Source organism: Acinetobacter sp. ATCC 27244, from assembly GCF_000156555.1.
Classification (GTDB): Bacteria; Pseudomonadota; Gammaproteobacteria; order Pseudomonadales; family Moraxellaceae; genus Acinetobacter; species Acinetobacter haemolyticus.
Genome location: NZ_GG665965.1, coordinates 1 through 17555 on the forward strand (window position 1 = coordinate 1; position 17555 = coordinate 17555).

The 17555-nt window shown below is 38.2% G+C and carries 13 protein-coding genes and 1 riboswitch; of the genes, 2 read left to right on the forward strand and 11 right to left on the reverse strand.

Annotation, left to right across the window (positions count from 1 at the left end):
* The coding region (locus HMPREF0023_RS14175; protein WP_008942414.1) for an ATP-dependent nuclease at positions 1-1304 on the forward strand (1304 nt) is incomplete at its 5' end.
* Between the two features lie 43 nt (positions 1305-1347).
* Here HMPREF0023_RS14175 and uca read toward each other — a convergent pair.
* From uca to HMPREF0023_RS14195, 4 genes are all read right to left on the reverse strand, one after another.
* Positions 1348-4953 carry an urea carboxylase gene (gene uca, locus HMPREF0023_RS14180; protein WP_008942415.1) on the reverse strand — a complete coding sequence of 1202 codons (3606 nt, stop codon included), beginning with the start codon at positions 4951-4953 and terminating at the stop codon, positions 1348-1350.
* Between the two features lie 3 nt (positions 4954-4956).
* The gene (locus HMPREF0023_RS14185; RefSeq protein WP_008942416.1) at positions 4957-5610 is read right to left on the reverse strand and encodes an urea amidolyase associated protein UAAP2; all 654 of its coding nucleotides are present in this window, start codon (positions 5608-5610) and stop codon (positions 4957-4959) included.
* A 17-nt stretch (positions 5611-5627) separates the two neighbouring features.
* A complete protein-coding gene (locus HMPREF0023_RS14190; protein WP_026056335.1) occupies positions 5628-6371 on the reverse strand; it encodes an urea amidolyase associated protein UAAP1 in 744 nt (247 codons plus the stop codon).
* Positions 6372-6395: 24 nt separating this feature from the next.
* Positions 6396-6504, reverse strand: a riboswitch (guanidine-I (ykkC/yxkD leader).
* Between the two features lie 132 nt (positions 6505-6636).
* Positions 6637-7116 carry an Lrp/AsnC family transcriptional regulator gene (locus tag HMPREF0023_RS14195; protein WP_005080650.1) on the reverse strand — a complete coding sequence of 160 codons (480 nt, stop codon included), beginning with the start codon at positions 7114-7116 and terminating at the stop codon, positions 6637-6639.
* Between the two features lie 130 nt (positions 7117-7246).
* On the opposite strand from HMPREF0023_RS14195, the gene HMPREF0023_RS14200 reads away from it, so the two are divergent.
* The gene (locus tag HMPREF0023_RS14200) at positions 7247-7885 is read left to right on the forward strand and encodes a LysE family translocator (RefSeq protein ID WP_008942418.1); all 639 of its coding nucleotides are present in this window, start codon (positions 7247-7249) and stop codon (positions 7883-7885) included.
* A gap of 75 nt (positions 7886-7960) precedes the next feature.
* Here HMPREF0023_RS14200 and HMPREF0023_RS14205 read toward each other — a convergent pair whose 3' ends face one another.
* The 7 genes from HMPREF0023_RS14205 to HMPREF0023_RS14235 form a co-directional block, all read right to left on the reverse strand.
* A complete protein-coding gene (locus HMPREF0023_RS14205) occupies positions 7961-8791 on the reverse strand; it encodes an SDR family NAD(P)-dependent oxidoreductase (protein WP_005090492.1) in 831 nt (276 codons plus the stop codon).
* 15 nt (positions 8792-8806) lie between these two features.
* Entirely contained in the window at positions 8807-9880 is a 1074-nt protein-coding gene (locus tag HMPREF0023_RS14210; protein WP_008942419.1) for an amidohydrolase family protein, read from the reverse strand.
* A gap of 340 nt (positions 9881-10220) precedes the next feature.
* The gene (locus HMPREF0023_RS14215; RefSeq protein ID WP_008942420.1) at positions 10221-12425 is read right to left on the reverse strand and encodes an OsmC domain/YcaO domain-containing protein; all 2205 of its coding nucleotides are present in this window, start codon (positions 12423-12425) and stop codon (positions 10221-10223) included.
* A gap of 304 nt (positions 12426-12729) precedes the next feature.
* On the reverse strand, positions 12730-13899 hold the full coding sequence (locus tag HMPREF0023_RS14220; protein WP_008942421.1) for a hypothetical protein: 1170 nt from the start codon (positions 13897-13899) through the stop codon (positions 12730-12732).
* 11 nt (positions 13900-13910) lie between these two features.
* The gene (locus HMPREF0023_RS14225; protein WP_008942422.1) at positions 13911-15239 is read right to left on the reverse strand and encodes a TolC family protein; all 1329 of its coding nucleotides are present in this window, start codon (positions 15237-15239) and stop codon (positions 13911-13913) included.
* Positions 15236-16822: a GH3 family domain-containing protein gene (locus HMPREF0023_RS14230; RefSeq protein ID WP_008942423.1), complete on the reverse strand. Its 1587-nt coding sequence runs from the start codon at positions 16820-16822 to the stop codon at positions 15236-15238. The genes HMPREF0023_RS14225 and HMPREF0023_RS14230 overlap by 4 nt, the downstream gene beginning before the upstream one ends.
* The coding region (locus HMPREF0023_RS14235) for a hypothetical protein (RefSeq protein ID WP_008942424.1) at positions 16819-17555 on the reverse strand (737 nt) is incomplete at its 5' end. The genes HMPREF0023_RS14230 and HMPREF0023_RS14235, both read right to left, overlap by 4 nt.

Consider the following 17555-nt stretch of genomic DNA (forward strand, 5'->3'; position numbering starts at 1 on the left):
ATTTTTCAGATACAACTAAATTTAATTCCAAAAATATTATTACAGGAGAATGTTTATACCATGAACTTAAAATTCACCTTTTAGGTGAACCGGAACAACGTGACTTGATTAAAAATTACGAAAAAAAATTAAGTCAATATTTCTTTGATAATGAACCTGTTTCACTGATCCCAAAGCACGATCAAGATGTTGTAAATATTAAGATTGGAAAAGACCAACAGTTCCCTATTTCACAATTAGGCGATGGGCTTCAACAAGCAATTATTTTGACTTATGAAGCATTTATAAAAAAAGATAAAACATATGCTTTCTTTGTAGAAGAACCTGAACTTCATATGCATGCAGGTATGGTTCGTCAGTTGATGAACTTCTATTTAAACGAAACGCCACACTATTATTTCTTTACGACTCATTCCAATCATTTACTAGACATGGCAGATGAATCAGATCAAGTAATTATCCAAAAATTTATCAAGCAATCCAAAAAAGATGATGAAAAACAATTTGAGTTTAAAATTTATCGTTGTGACCGTGATCGTGACCTACTTGCTTCACTAGGTGTACGCCCTTCTTCTATATATTTAGCCAATTGTACAATTTGGGTTGAAGGTATTACCGACCGTTTATATATCACTAAATATATGGAAAAATATTTAGCTGAATTAGAAAACTCAAATGAAGATCTTTATAAAAAATATCGTCGTTTTATGCCAAATTATCATTATACATTTGTTGAATACGCTGGCAGTAATTTAGTGCATTGGTGTTTTAGTGACAATTATGCTGATCAATTGGAAGATAAAGGCTTAAGTGCTAAAGCTGTTGCAAGTGAAATGTTGCTAATAGCTGATGGCGATATTCAAGGTAAAGCTGATCGTGTTCAGATTTTAAGAAAAGAGTTAAAGACAGATAATTATCTGATTTTAGATTGCAAGGAAACAGAAAACACCCTATCCAAAGATTCTATAGTCAGAGTAGCTATTCAAAGATTTAATCGAATGAAATCTAAAACAAAAGATAGCTATGATATTTCTTTAATTAATAATATTACTGATGAAAATTATTTCGATCATAAAGAAGTTGGTATTGGTAAGCTTTTGGATATTAAATTAAAGAAACCATCATCTAAAACCAAACAAACTTTGTTTGCTGATGGTACAGGCGTAGGTACAATCAAATACAAGTTAGATTTTTGTCGTGAAATCATTAAAGATTTTGACGAGCATACTGATTGGAAACTTACACCAAAAGCAAAACAATTATGTGAACGCATTTATAAACACATTGAAAAATGTAATTCTTAAAATAAAAAAGACCGCCTAAACGGTCTTTTTTATTCCTACTTATTTAAGCCACTGGCGCTAGCGTAAATAACACTTGCCCTGTTTTAACAGTTTGTCCTTTTTCGATCGTAATGCTTTCAACTTTCATGCGTTCGGGCGCAACTATCGGAATTTCGATTTTCATAGCCTCGATGACCGCTAGCGTTGCTCCTTCCTCAACGATATCACCAGATTGACATTCAATTTTCCAAATCGAACCCGGCATATGTGATTCAACGGCACACCCACCATCAGGAATGATGACGGTCTCACCTTCATCAACAGCATCCAAACTCTCTGAGACATATTCTGCAAGACCAGCCTCATGCCAACGGCGACGTTCAGCATCAAAGTTCGCTTGTTGAGTTGCTTTAAAGCTTGAAATGGTTTCAGCATTGTCTGATAAGAATTGATTATATTCTTTGAGGTTTAAAACACCTTCCTCAATTCTGAGTTTGAGTCGTCCTGCCTTAAAATCCTCACGCATTTGCATGAGTTCTGTTTCAGAAACTTCATAGAATTTAATCTGATCAAAGAAGCGCAATAACCACGGTTTACCTTGCTCAAAGTCTGCATTTCTACGATAGCGAGACCACATTTGCGTTGTTCTACCCACAAATTGATAGCCACCCGGTCCTTCCATCCCATAGACACACATATAAGCACCGCCGATTCCGACAGCATTTTCAGGTGTCCACGTTCGTGCAGGATTATATTTGGTCGTTACGAGTCGTTGACGTGGATCAAGTGGTGTTGCAACTGGTGCACCGAGATATACATCGCCTAAGCCCATCACCAAATAATTTGCGTTATACACTACGTCTTTTACAGCTTGCTTATCTTTTAGACCATTAATGCGACGGATAAATTCGATATTGTCTGGACACCACGGTGCATCTGGACGCACCGTTTGCATATAACGTTCAGTTGCCAACTGCGTTTGAGAGTCTTCCCAAGCCAAAGGTAAATACACAGTACGTGAAGGAACTTGCATTTCAGTCACATCAGGTAATTCTGTTTCGGCTTGTTTAAGGAGGTTCAATAAATTCTGTTGATCAAGTTTGAGTGAATCATAATGAATTTGAAGTGAACGTATTCCCGGTGTTAAATCAATGATACCTTTTATGTTTTGATCTTTAACCCACTGCATTAATGCATGTATGCGGAATCGCAAATTCAGGTCTAAAACCAATTCGCCATACTCAACTAACATGTAGTTATTACCAGCGGGGCGATACACTACATTTGGCGTATGGTCTTGACCATCTAAACGATCTAATACAGCATCATTTAAGCTATCATGCTCAACATAAAAGCTTTGACCGAATTGCACAGCATTGAGATGCTCTGTACTAAGCATATGATGATAGGTTTGATTTAATTGGGTTGCTTGTTCATATCGAATAGGAACAAATTTAACTTTGTCTCCTGCTTTTAGTTGACCTAATTTCCAAAGTTCAGAATGAACAACGACTGCTGGGCAAACAAAACCTCCAAGGCTCGGACCATCAGGACCTAAAATGATCGGCATGTCTCCAGTAAAGTCGATTGCTCCAATAGCATAGGCATTGTCATGAATATTGGAAGGATGTAAACCTGCTTCGCCGCCATCTTCACGCGCCCATTCAGGCTTTGGTCCGATCAAGCGAATTCCTGTACGGCTTGAGTTGAAATGTACTTCGAAGGAATGTTCAAAGAAGGCATCAATATCTTGTTTGGTGAAAAAATCAGGTGCACCATGCGGACCATACATCACCGCAATTTCCCAACTGTTTGAGAATGTCGGGACTTGTTCTGCATTTAAACTCGTTTGTTGATCTGAACGAAAAGAAGTGATTGGCAACATATCACCAATTAACAAATTACGTCCTGCGTGACCACCAAATTGACCTAAAGTAAATGTCGCTTGTGAACCCAAGTATTCAGGAACATTCAAACCACCTTTGATGCCAATATACGTTCTACACCCTGTGATGATTTTACCGCATTTAAGAATTTGCCCTTTCTTCACATTCACCGTGTGCCACATTGGAATGTGCTCACCGTCTAAGGTTGAAGGCATGTCACCACCTGCAAGCACGATTTGGCTATCACAGTGAAACTTTAGTGTAGGTCCATGCAAGGTACATTCTAAACCTGCACTATTAGATGCATTGCCAAGTAGTTGGTTTGCCACATTTAAAGATAAAGGGTCAATCGCTCCAGACGGTGGTACACCCACATCCCAGTAACCTAAACGCCCAGTGACATCTTGTATGGAAGTTTGAATACCAGCTTGCAATATCTCGATTTTTTGAGTTTTCCACTCAAAAGTATTGAGGAAACGAGTGGTTTGTGTACCCGCTTTAAACACTTCACAATCAATAATATTCTGTAAATATTCAAGATTGGTTTCGATACCTGCCACCTGAGTTTTGGCTAAGCTATGATTCATTGCTTGAATAGCCGCATCTCGATCATTTGCCGTGACGATAATTTTAGCAATCATCGGATCGTAAAATGAGGAAACAGTCGAGCCAGTTTCTACCCATGTTTCATTACGTGCTTGATCATCAAATTCAACAAAGGTCAGTAAACCTGCACTCGGTTGGAAGTTTTTGATCGGGTCTTCAGCATATAAACGAACTTGTATCGAATGTCCTACTGATTTCAAAGATTGCGTTGGTGCTGTCCAGTCGCCACTCGCAAGTGTGACCATCCATTCAACCAAATCTACACCGTACACTTGTTCTGTGACACCATGTTCAACTTGTAGACGGGTATTTACTTCCAAAAAGTAAAAGTCTTGCGTGTCCGTATCCATCACAAATTCAACAGTGCCCGCCGAACGATAATTCACAGATTGCATGAGTTGAATTGCAACAGTCTGAATATATGAACGTTGTTGATCATTTAAATGTGGTGCTGGGGTTTCCTCAATAACTTTTTGATTGCGACGTTGAACAGAACAATCTCGTTCACCTAACGCTAAAACTTGTCCTTGACCATCACCAAATATTTGCACCTCGATGTGGCGAGCATTCTGTACAAATTTCTCTAAATACAGTCCTGCATCTTTAAAGTTTGCCTGTGCAAGATAAGAAACTGTTGTGAAAGCATCTTTAAGTTCTTCAGCATTCCATACCAAGCGCATGCCGATACCACCACCGCCCGCGGTACTTTTTAGCATCACAGGATAACCAATGCGCTCTGCTTCAACCAATGCCTCTGCTTCATCAGCTAAAAGTTGGCTACCCGGCAATAGCGGCACATTTGCTTCGATTGCAAGTTCTCTAGCGGTATGTTTTAAACCAAATGCACGCATTTGAGCAGAGTTTGGACCGATAAATGCAATTCCTTGTGATTCACACAAATCACAAAATTCAGCATTTTCAGATAGAAAACCGTAACCCGGATGGATGGCATTCGCACCTGTTTGTTTGGCGACTTCTAAAATTTTGTCAACATTGAGGTAACTTTGACTCGCGGGTGCATCACCGATATAAATCGCTTCATCTGCTAAGGTCACATGCAATGAATCTCGGTCTGCCTCAGAGTAGACAGCAACGGATTGAATACCTATTTTTTTTAGTGTTCGAATAACACGACATGCAATGGCTCCACGATTGGCGATTAAAACTTTATTAAACATAGACTAAGCCTCCACACCATCACGAATCACTAATTGGATCGGTGTCGGGTTATAGGCATTACATGGATTATTCAGTTGCGGGCAATTAGAGATCAGCACGATTAAATCCATTTCTGCTTTGATCTCGACAAATTTACCCGGTGCAGAAATACCATCATCAAATTTCAAATGTCCATCAGATGTGACAGGAACATTCATAAAGAAATTGATATTTGGACCAATGTGACGCACATTCAAATTGTGCTTTTTCGCGATTGGATGTTTGGCTAAGGCATACATGAAATTGTTGCGACAACTATGCATAGGATAAGTTTCATGTGCATAGCGCACAGTATTACTTTCGCAAGAACATGCGCCACCCAACGTATCGTGACGACCGCAGTTATCATCATGAATGACTGCAATTAACCGTCCAAAGTTACTGTATAAAGCTGTGCCTTTTTCTAAATAGAGATATTGATTCATGGCAAGCGTATCTGTAGCGCTATAACGCTCTTCAGGATTTTCTGCTGAGATAAACAACGTATCAACAGCTTGATTGCCCTCTAAATCGATAATCCGAAAGTATTGCCCTTTTTTGACTTCGCACATCCACGCTTCACCCGCAGGACAAACTTCACTTAATGTTGCTTTTTCAAAAGTATGTAAACTCGTCATGATGCTTCTCCTATAGCTTAATATGCTGAACTCAATGCGTAGTAACGTACGTTGTTTTGAAAAGCACGTTGATTTTGTGGACAGGCATCACGACAAATATCGTGGTCGGCTAAAGAATTGGCTTTATACAAAGACAATTGAATATCGCTTGGTTGATAGAGCGAACTGTTATCTAAACTATGGGGAGCAGCAGAAAGGAAAACCAAACAATCCATTTCAAAACGTAATTCAATGATTTGGCTGGTATTGTCTGATTGGGTATAGGTTAGAGCACCTTGATCATTGGGACTCACTTTTGAGAAAAGGTTTACGGTTGCACTTAAATCAGTTTGTGACAGTGAAAATTTCGCCATCTCTACCAATAAGCCATCTACACCGTTTTGGTACATTTCATTTCGTGCATCTTGAAAACGACGTTGACCAAACTGTTTGCTGATTTGTTCAGGACGACTCGCCCCACAGAACGTATCATTCCAACCATGGTCATCTTTAACGATCGATGCCATGACACGCCCTAAATCTGAATACAAAACATTGCCCGTCGTTAAAAATGCAGTATGTTGCCCTTTTAAGGTGTCTGGCATGTTGTAACGTTCGAGTTTATCTTCAGCATTCACACAAAACAGTGAAACATTGGCGTTTGAAGCTAACGCTTTGAATTGTAAAACTGTCCCTTTCTGAACTCGTCCAGACCAATGATGACCACCCGGTAGTTTTTCAGTCCAAAGGATCTGGTTGTTATGATATTCGCTCATTCGCATGACCTCTTTTAAGGTTTAAGTCCAACCTCCCGGGCTTTTATCCCTCCGTGTAGTTCTTGCGAACCGTGAACTCTCGGTCTCAGTCATAGCCAACTTTGAGGAGTTGTCTATCGGAACCCTAGATCACTTTATGATGGGATTAATGAAGCAAATGGCGTGCCAGTTTAGTAATACGATTTTTGTATTTCGTCATACTTTTTTGGCTTAAAACAAGGCATTTTTATTTTTTATGCACTGCGATCAGTCAAAATCAGTGCGCTAGTGTTTATTTCTGAGGCTTTACTGGAAAACATAAAAAGGGCTTTATTTCCTTCAGCACAAACATACTTTGCATTTCTTTGATTCCGGGCAATCTTCGAATGGTCGTCATTGAAAATTCAGCATAGGTATCGAGATCTGGTGATACGACTTGCAACAAAAAGTCTGCATCGCCTCCAATGCTATAACATGCAACGACATAATCTAAAGCAGTGACTTCCTCTTCAAATTTCTTTGCCTCTCTTTCGCTATGACTATCAATCGATACACGGACAAACACCATCACACCTAAGCCAAGTTTTTTGCGATCAAGTAAAACGCCGTATCCTTTGATGACTTTGGTGTCTTCTAAATGTTTGACTCTTCGCCAACAGGGCGAGGTTGAAAGACCTAACTGTTCTGATAAGTCAGCATTAGTGGTTCTTGAGTCTTTTTGCAACAACTCTAAAATTCTTGCATCAGTTTTATCAATTTTTAAATTAGGCATAACATTTCTATTAAAGTTAAATATAGGGTTATTTATACCCTAATTTTTATATTTACTAGAACATATAGATCAAATTTACCTATGTATTTATTAAAAAATAGAGATCCGATTTCATTTGGTTTTAATTGACATGGAACATCTCACACAAACAATGACCTATGTTTTAACTTTAGGATTAGCCGCAATCCTCCCTGGACCAGGCATGACTGGTCTTATGTTTAAGACTTTAGTGCAGGGATATAAAAACGGACTAATGATGCTGTGTGGTCTCATCACGGGAGATATCACTTTTTTATTGATTTCAATTTTTCTTTTTTCTTCTCTTCATCATTTCAGTCCACATTTGGTTTTTTATTTGATACTACTATCAAGTTCGTACCTGTTTTACTTAGCTTATAAGTTTTGGTTTTTTAACGGTAATCTTTTGGAAAATGAAGCACCTGAAAATCTCAAAAACACGCTTTTTTCCTATAAAGATGGGCTGTTGATTACTTTGAGTAATCCTAAAACCATTTCATTTTATCTTGCGATTGTACCTGCTATCTTCGGCGCGCAGTCATTGCAAAAGCAAAGCTGGTTTTTAGTGTTTATTACCATCTTCACGCTTGCCATCATTGGCGGACTTTATGTCTTTTTTTCGTGGAATCTAAAGAAAGTACTCAGTGATATAAAAGTACAAACCATTTTATTAAGAACGCTGTCTGTCATGATGGGTATATTGGCTTTGGGAATGTTTTATAGAGAATTTAACATTCAATATTTAGCATAATCCATTGATTCACAAAGCCCTAAATTACATTTTACTTTAGAGCTTTGTGAATCAAATAGAGGATGAACTCAAATCTTACTTTTTCTTTTTGGTGAACAAATTCAATGCTTGCGCATAATGTGATGGTGCTACACGCTGAATTAGATCTAAAATTTTGGCATCATTGCCAATTAAAACTCGGCGCTGATCTTTTTTAACCGCATTTAAAATTACTTTTGCAGCTTCTTCAGGTGGGGTTTTAAGTACCTTGTTAAAAGCTTTACTGGCCTTTGCAGGATTCAATCCTAAAGCACGAATACTATCACTCATGCGTGCGCTATTCGCAATGTTAGTGCGAATCCCCCCTGGATGGACACAAGTTGCACTTACACCGTTGGCTTGTAAGTCAAGCTCTTGACGAAGTGATTCGGTAAAACCACGTACTGCAAATTTAGTCGCATTGTATGCACTTTGCGTAGGTTGTGCTGTTAAGCCAAATAGACTGGAAATATTGATAATATGCCCTTCACCACTTTGCTTTAAATAGGGTAAAAATGCTTTGGTTCCATGTACAACACCCCAAAAATTAATATCAAATACCCATTCCATTTCTTCATAACTCATTCCTTCAACCGTGCTTGCCAATGCTACGCCTGCATTATTAAAAATGAGGTTAATTTTTCCATGTTCTTGAGCGGTATTCGCAGCCCATTCCTCTACAGCAGTGCGATCAACCACATTTAAGGTGCTAAGCGTGACTTTAACTGGATAGGATCTAACAAGTTCCAATGTTTCAGCTAAGCCTTGCTCGTTGACATCACTCAGGGCTAAATGTGCACCTTGTTGTGCCAATAAGATAGCGAGTTGTTGACCGATTCCAGAACCAGCACCTGTAATCGCGGCAACTTTTTGATTAAAATTTTTCATAGCATGGCTCTTTGTTTAGTTAATGTCTAATTGATAAAAATGGATTGCGTTTTGTCTAAAAATCGCTTGTAAAGCTTCAGAACCATAAGGCTCAATCATTTTGATATAAGCCTGTATTAAGTCGGTTAACCGCGCATTAGGTTTATCCATTGGATAGTTTGAAGCAAACATGATGCGTCCTGTACCAAAGACATGGATCGCATGCTGTATCAATGGGGTCAATAATTGAACCATTTCAGCAACAGTTGCCGTCCGATTTTCTTTATAAAATGTATGTCCCAATACTGGCATCATAAGCCCTGATATTTTTGCATGCACATTCGGCTGCTTCGCTAAAGCACTTAGGTCGTTTTGCCATTGCTGAAATATTGCATCACGTTGCGCAGCAGTTTTCCCTGTCTTCTTCCCTACTGCACCAAATAAACCAACAGGTGTTGCAAGATGATCTACCACGATCCTTGTTTCTGGAAACTGCTTGGCCAAGGCAGTGATCTCATTTAATTGAGTTGAATAACCCCAAGCATCAAAGGACAGATTCATTTTGGCGAGTTGCTCAAATCCTTTTAAGAATTTTTTAGACTGATATAAATGAGGTGTTTTAGACCAGCGATAGATGCCGTCATCTTCATGCCAAGAAGACATCTTTCGAATTCCTCTAAACAAAGGACTTGCATCTCGATGAGCTTTTAAAATATCTGCGAATTTGCGGTGACTTGGATCCGCCGTGGCAACAACTGCAGCAAGCTTTAAATCATATTTTGCAAAATCTAACTGTCTTAACCATCTTGTTTCTTCAACAACGCCAAACCCTTTATGATGATGCCAATTGGCTTCGACATGAACAACGCTTTCAACCTGTATCCCATCTAAATCTTGATGATAATGCATCGGCAAATAAGGGCTTAATACATGTTGCGTATGCCCTAGAGTGTCCAATAACGCTTTTGGTTTTACTAAGCGAAGAATCTTATCCATAAGCGCTGGATATTTCCCCAATGCCTTAACCAATACCGCTGCGGAATGCGGAGTATGGTAAGGATCCCACTGATGTATATGTGGGTCAATAATAGAAAAATCGAGTTGGTTCATTGTTCCACTCTATAAAGTTGTAATATCGTTCCTTTAGGATTAATCTTTTTCAATAATCAGTTCAAAAGCCATGTTGAAATCTTATAAAATCGATAAGCTATATATATGTTTCATTGGTTACTCCATACCAAAACATGTTTTATTGTGTTTTCTAGCTTACAAAGAATCTAAATATGCATGAAATGATTTTTTATAATCATAAATTATGAATAGTATTCATAATAAAATATAATTTTAATTTATTTAACTGATTTTAATGAAAAAAATACACTTGACCTCCACGATATGAACGCTTTTAGTCAAGTGTATTCAGCATGAATTTAAAAACTCATGCTGTTAATTATTTATTTAAACCGACTGCTTTTGCACGAGCAGCGTGCAACTTCTTGTAGCTTTCGATCAAACGTAAATGACGATCCAAACCTTCGAGTTTCATACTGGTTGGTGTTAGGCCATAAAAACGAACAGTGCCTTCGACAGAACCCACGACAGCATCCATACGTTCATCACCAAACATACGACGGAAGTTCTTTTCATAATCTTCCAATTCCATCTCATCATCGAGAATGACTTCTAGCACAACATTCATACATTGATAGAACAAACCACGTTCTACAGTGTTGGTGTTGTATTGCAGGAATTGCTCAACTAAATCTTTTGCTTCTTCAAATTGCTTCAGAGCAACATAAATAAGGAGTTTTAATTCAAGCAGTGTCAATTGTCCCCAAACAGTATTGTCATCAAATTCAATGCCGATTAAGGTCGTGATTTCTGTGTAATCGTCAAGTTCACATTCTTCTAAACGCTCAACCAGTGCTTCAAGACGTTCGTCATCTAAACGATGAATATTTAGAATATCTTTACGGAAAGCCAATGCTTTATTGGTATTGTCCCAAATCAAATCTTCAACCAAATAAATTTCAGAATAATCGGGTACGAGGATACGACAAGCTGTCGCACCGAGATGCTCATAGACAGCCATGTAGACTTCTTTGCCCATTTCTTCAAGAATACCAAACAGTTCTGCGGCTTCATCTGCATTTGAGTTTTCACCATCATTGGTGAAATCCCATTCTACAAAATCATAATCAGATTTTGCGCTGAAGAAACGCCAAGAGACTAAGCCACTTGAATCAATAAAGTGTTCCACAAAATTATTCGGTTCGGTCACTGCTTCACTTTGGAAGGTTGGTTGAGGTAAGTCATTCAAACCTTCAAAACTACGACCTTGCAATAACTCAGTCAAACTACGCTCTAAAGCCACTTCAAAACTTGGATGCGCACCAAATGAAGCAAACACACCGCCTGTGCGTGGGTTCATCAAAGTGACACACATCACTGGGAATTGGCCGCCCAAAGAAGCATCTTTAACTAATACTGGAAAACCTTGCTCTTCTAGTCCTTGGATACCTGCAACAATACTTGGATACTTTGCCAAAACTTCTTCAGGAACATCAGGTAGTGCAATTTCACCTTCGATAATTTCACGTTTTACAGCACGTTCGAAAATTTCAGATAAGCACTGAACTTGAGCTTCTTCTAATGTATTCCCTGCACTCATACCATTACTGAGATACAAGTTTTCGATCAAGTTTGATGGGAAGTAAACTGTTTCGCCATCAGATTGGCGTACAAAAGGAAGTGAACAAATACCACGTTCAATATTCCCAGAGTTAGTATCATATAAATGCGTACCTAGTAACTCTTTTTCAGGATCGTAAATCTCAAGACAGTATTCATCCAAGATTTCTTTTGGTAATTCGCCATTTGGTCCTGGTTTAAACCATTTCTCGTCTGGGTAATGCACAAATTCTGCGTTGGCAATTTCTTCACCCCAAAATTGATCGTTATAGAAGAAATTACAATTAAGACGTTCAATAAACTCGCCTAATGCAGATGCTAGTGCGCTTTCTTTTGTTGAGCCTTTACCATTGGTAAAACACATCGGCGACTGTGCATCACGGATATGCAGTGACCAAACATTCGGTACAATATTACGCCATGACGCAATTTCAATCTTCATACCTAAGCCTGCCAAAATACTCGACATATTGGCAATGGTTTCTTCTAAAGGTAGGTCTTTACCTTGAATATAAGTGGTACTTTCAGCTGCAAGATTCGGCATCAATAAAGCTTGAGCATCTGCATCGATGCTTTCTACTTCTTCAATGACAAATTCAGGACCCGTTTGAATGACTTTCTTTACGGTACAACGGTCAATTGAACGTAAAATCCCCTGACGATCTTTTTCAGAAATATCAGCTGGAAGTTCAACCTGAATTTTAAAAATCTGTTTATAACGGTTTTCTGGATCAACAATATTGTTCTGTGATAAACGAATATTATCGGTTGGGATATCACGTGCCGCGCAATACACTTTGACAAAATAAGCTGCACAGAGTGCCGACGATGCCAAGAAGTAGTCAAATGGCCCCGGTGCAGATCCATCCCCTTTATAACGAATCGGTTGATCTGCGATTACCGTAAAGTCATCGAATTTGGCTTCTTGTCGAAGGTTGTCGAGGTAATTTACCTTGATTTCCATGCTGGCACCTAAGTTAGTCTGATGTGTTTATTTGACACAAAAGATTGAAAATATTGATAAATAAGCCGAATTGTAGCGTTAAATTGACTTAATAATGCGTAGTTGCGAGAGATTGTCGAGATGACATGCACTCTGCAACTCGTAATGATGGGCGTTATTATAGAAGTATTTTATGAAATTGATAACTTTTGTCTGTATTTCGAAGTGATTTAACTTGAATCTGCCCAGAAATACAGCAGCTTCAAACATTCATTTCTGAAAAGACTGCTCAATACTCAATATTTTGCAGTCCGTTCAATTCATGCTAGATCCGTCCCACCTCAAGATATGGGATTAAGTTTTTGTCAAAATTGGGACGAGGATCACCTTGAAAGCTAATAAAGCCATGCATTCCAGTTAAACGCTCTCCCTTATAAAACTGATTGAGCTGATAACGGGGATCTTGATGTGACAAGGTAAAACTTACAGCACCGATTCCGAGTTGCTTGGAACGCTGATAAGCATCGGTGAGCATACGATGATGCAAAGACAAAGCGTTTGGATGACACAATAAACTATGTAATACATGGTATTTCACTGAGTCACCACGTTTTGGCAAAATTAAACTTTTACTAAAAACCGTACATAAATTATAAATCGGACGAAACAATCCAATCATGCGACTGTAATGTAATATTTTAGTTTGTTTAAGACCATGTTGATCCCAAAGCCCAAACATTCCTACGATTTTATCATTATGAAAATAAAGCAAAAAATCCGAAAGATTTAAACCAGAAAAATAACAATTCCCTTCAGCCAATTCTTCAAAATTATATGCAGGAATAAAATTATAATAATCTGACATTTCCGTCACAAAAGCATTCATTTCAGCAATATGCTCAATCCCAGCAGTACATGACCAAATCTCATCAGCAGTTTCATTATTTGACGTTTGAGCCTTTATATATTTTTTTAGTTTACTCAATCTGCCTAAACTCGTTAATGTTAAAGTCTCAATCAGTCCTTCATCATAATAATCAGGCATGCCTGTTTTAGGTGTTTGAATAGCCGCACGCGCAGCATGATTATCATCAAAAATAATCATTTGACTAAAATTAGGATCATGCATATTTTTTTCGACATGAGCGCCTAGCATTTTCACTAGAGATTTTCCGCGATATTGATGATCCACCCGCAAATCACTCGCATATCGAAAATTTTGTATCTCACGATTAACATAACATGGTCGATAACCATTGCTATAACAAGCCACTTTTTTCTGATTTTCTTTATCCTCAATCAGAACATGCAATTTATGTTTATACAGAATATCAGAAGCTTTGAAATAACTTGGTTCGCGTTGAAAACTAATCTGGATACCGCGTGTTGTCATCGGTACAGCGATCAAGGCTCTTAAGGCCTGATCATCTTCCTGTGTTGCTTCCCTTGTAACAAGTTGACCTTCAAAATACTGACTGGCTGGGCTTGTATTCATTGTTATTTCCCTTATTTCGGATGTTGCGTTGTGATCAATTGATTTAACTCACCCATTTGATCTAATAACTGATAAACAAAAACGATCTCATCTTGCTCATTCACTGTTTTTTGTGTTTTCACATCCAGTAATTTTTGTTCGGTATTAAGTAAATCAAAAGTCGTTTTTGTGCCCAATTCAAATTCCTTCCGGGTATATAACAATGCGATTTCTGCTGCATCGATAGCATTTTGAAGTGCATTTTTATTTTGCCGAACACTTAAAAGCTGGGCATAGGTGGTTTGTACACGTTGGTTTAAATCCAGCTCTAAACTTCTAATCTTCTGATGACTCAAATCCACATCCGTCTGGGCTTTGCGTACATTCGCACGATTTAATCCATCATCAAATAAAGGGACATTTAACTGTACTCCAACCATATAGTTATTACTTTCAGAGCCGATATAACTGGCCTCTTCTTGCTTACCTGCACGACTGGTTAACATCACGGTCGGCCATAACTCCCTTTTGCTAAGCGCAAATTGTTGTTCAGCTGCTTGCTTCTCATATTTGGCTTGAATTAGTGCAGGGTGATTTTTTGTTTTAGCTAAGATCTCATCTAAACTCAACGTAATCATGGGTAGCTGATCAACTTTAGCCAAATGTTCTGGGTAAATACCCGTAATCTGATAAAATTGTGCCTCACTGATACTGAGATTTGATTGCGCCTGAGTCACATCAGCTTGTCCTTGCGCAACTTGTGCCAAGACTTGAGCCAAATCTGCACGGGTAATCATACCGACATCAAACCGACGTTGTGATTCGAATAACGAACGTTGCAAATTTGTGAGTGTTTTCTTTCTCAAGTCTAGAATGGCTTTTTTCTTCAATACATCGGTATAAACCATCACTGTATTTAAGATCGTTTCTGATCGACGGTCTGAAAAAGCCTGATGTTGAGCAGCAACTTGGCTTTTAGCAACATCGACACCTAAACGATGTCGACCAGAAGTATAAATCGGATAGTCTAACTGCAACTGTAGGCTACGCCCTCGTCGATTACCTTCAGTGGGAAATAACACTGTTTCAGGTGTTTCGATTCTTTCATAGTCCAACTGACTAACTAAATTGATTTTTAGACCATCTCGTTGCTTCGCTTGCTCTAACATAGCAGTGGAACGATTTACATCTAAGCGACTCAGTTCTAGACGACTTTCATGCTTTAAACTGGCACTCAATGCTTGATCTAAGGTCATGGCATTGAGAGGACTACTCATCACTAAAAAACTGGAAAGTATTAAATACTGATATCGAGCAATTCGATGCCCCAATTGCATCATCCTATTCATCCCTTGTTTCATAGCTGCGCTAAACTATTCAAGCTAATCTTTTTCAAAGGTTCAGGCTTAATATTGCCTTCAATAATACCGTCATACATCACAAGTTTTTTGTAAGCATCCCAACCATTTTCTGCTTTTCGAATTTGCGGTTGATCCAGTTGCCCTAGATTACGAGCAAGTTCATAATGGAAATTCTGACGTAAGATCTGGTCAATATATTCATGATCAATCTGATGATGAATATCCCCCTCAAACAAAACACAATAAAAAGGTTTTGTCTGTTGTTGTGTATCAATTGCCAGTAAAGAGATTGCTTTCGATTGCGTTTGATTAAGATGAGATAAAAGTTGTTGGGCAGTTTCAGGTGCTAGTTTCTCACCCACGAGATCAACACCAAAGCGACGACCCAAAAACTCAAAACACGGTACTTGTTCTAAAAAGCCTGTGACACGAATGCAATCATCGAGACAATATCTTAATAAGCCATTACCAGAACTTATGATTGGGCTAACAATATCACCTTGTTTGAGCTTCCATGAAGGTACAATTTGACCACGTTGCTCTCCCTCTAAATATTCGAACTCATAAAAATGACTTTGATAAGCAAGTGGGTATTGACCTTGATAGGGTATCGTTACAACACCTTCAGTTGCCCATAAACCTTTACCTTCAAATTGTACAAAAGGTAATCTTGCTTTTAATACGTCCGCCCATGCTTTTGAACCTGCTGTATCCCAGCTAGACACTAAACTTAAGCGTGGCCATAATTTTTTAAAATCAATCTGCCCATCAACCATACTCATGCTTAGACACTCAGCACTATATCGACAGTAGGGTGCTTTTACTTGTTGTAAAGATACAGCTCGACCTCCCCAAGACCCCGTAGCTAATACAGCCATCACCTCCTTATGCATATTTTGCAAACGATCAAGAAGTTGTAATGCAAATGTTGGGCTCCATACAGAGATCATTGCCAGATTACGATTTGCGACGAGATAACAAATCGTGGCAAATAAGGCATCATCTGCATTTGAGGCAAATGCAACATTACTGGGAACTGCCTGCGTAAATTTAGATAAAATCCGTTTCCCAAATCCTAGCAATGCACTGTCATCATTTAAGTTTTTATCTTTTAAAATCTCTCTTTGGCTTTCAGGTAACCACGAAACGGACCAATAATGGGTTCCTGATTGGAGCTGAGGGCATTTTCGATATAAGCTTGCCAGCCATGTTGCAATGGCTTGATCTAACTCGTTTAAAAATTGTTGAGTATAGGGAATAAATTTTATTTGTTCACTAGAGCCGCTGGTCGGTTGAAAACGAATCAACTTACTATTTGAAAGTACACGTTTTTCTTCTCGATATAGATGGATATCTTCTCGCCATGCGCTATAACGAGTTGGCATAAAGGCATTTACGAACTGCTCATAATTCACAACTCGATTTTCAATCGCTAAAGTTGAAGATTGTAAAATAGCGCTGAGAATTTTACGTTGGGTAACCTCAAGTTGATTGGCGTTTTTTTTAAACTTTCTATCGGTCGTATTACACCACTGCTTCAAAATAAAATGTGATCCTGAGCTTAGCCATTGTTCGTATCTCATTTTGAAACTCCAGTTTGGATATTTTGTTTTGTAATAATTGCCTCGCAACGTCCTTTACTTATCGGCTTGGATATTAACTTTACTGGGAAGCGAGCTAAATCTTTCCAACCTAACCTTCCTATGCAGGGTAATTCAGTCCCTGCTGTCCATGTGGGATTAAGCTGCTCAAAAAATTCAATTTTGGGATTTTTTGTTCTCATCTCATCGGTAATTGGTGCAACTTCACCTTTTAAAGGCTGATAATCCTCACCAAAGTTTAATAATCCAATATCTTTATCATAATACTCACTAAAGAAATTCTCACAATAATGATCGACAACTGCTGCAAGGTGCTGATTATCATCTTGCATATTTGGATAATATACATAATAGTTATTGGCTAATAATAAGTAAGTTTTATAACCTTTTGATATCAATAACCAATACAACTCATTAAATGGGTATTTAACCCTAAGTTTCATCATAAACTTCAACATTGCACTTTGTAGTGTTCTCGTTCCCCAATACTTCTTTTGAATAACCGTATCTCCACTGAATAAAACGGTATAATCTTTCCCTTCAAAATAAAAATGTTGAACTGCAACTGTAGAAAAACCAACGATCTCATGTGTTATCGAGCTAAATATTACAATCGCACCACTTTTCTTCTTAAAGTCATCAACAAAGATAGAAAATTTTGTATTTTCATAATATTGTTCATAAATTGAATACATCACTTTTAGTTGAACAAGGC

Bases quoted from the DNA above. Each gene is read 5' to 3' on its own strand.
- uca (WP_008942415.1), bottom strand. From the start codon at position 4,953: ATGTTTAATAAAGTTTTAATCGCCAATCGTGGAGCCATTGCATGTCGT.
- HMPREF0023_RS14185 (WP_008942416.1), bottom strand. From the start codon at position 5,610: ATGACGAGTTTACATACTTTTGAAAAAGCAACATTAAGTGAAGTTTGT.
- HMPREF0023_RS14190 (WP_026056335.1), bottom strand. From the start codon at position 6,371: ATGCGAATGAGCGAATATCATAACAACCAGATCCTTTGGACTGAAAAA.
- HMPREF0023_RS14195 (WP_005080650.1), bottom strand. From the start codon at position 7,116: ATGCCTAATTTAAAAATTGATAAAACTGATGCAAGAATTTTAGAGTTG.
- HMPREF0023_RS14200 (WP_008942418.1), top strand. From the start codon at position 7,247: ATGGAACATCTCACACAAACAATGACCTATGTTTTAACTTTAGGATTA.
- HMPREF0023_RS14205 (WP_005090492.1), bottom strand. From the start codon at position 8,791: ATGAAAAATTTTAATCAAAAAGTTGCCGCGATTACAGGTGCTGGTTCT.
- HMPREF0023_RS14210 (WP_008942419.1), bottom strand. From the start codon at position 9,880: ATGAACCAACTCGATTTTTCTATTATTGACCCACATATACATCAGTGG.
- HMPREF0023_RS14215 (WP_008942420.1), bottom strand. From the start codon at position 12,425: ATGGAAATCAAGGTAAATTACCTCGACAACCTTCGACAAGAAGCCAAA.
- HMPREF0023_RS14220 (WP_008942421.1), bottom strand. From the start codon at position 13,899: ATGAATACAAGCCCAGCCAGTCAGTATTTTGAAGGTCAACTTGTTACA.
- HMPREF0023_RS14225 (WP_008942422.1), bottom strand. From the start codon at position 15,239: ATGAAACAAGGGATGAATAGGATGATGCAATTGGGGCATCGAATTGCT.
- HMPREF0023_RS14230 (WP_008942423.1), bottom strand. From the start codon at position 16,822: ATGAGATACGAACAATGGCTAAGCTCAGGATCACATTTTATTTTGAAG.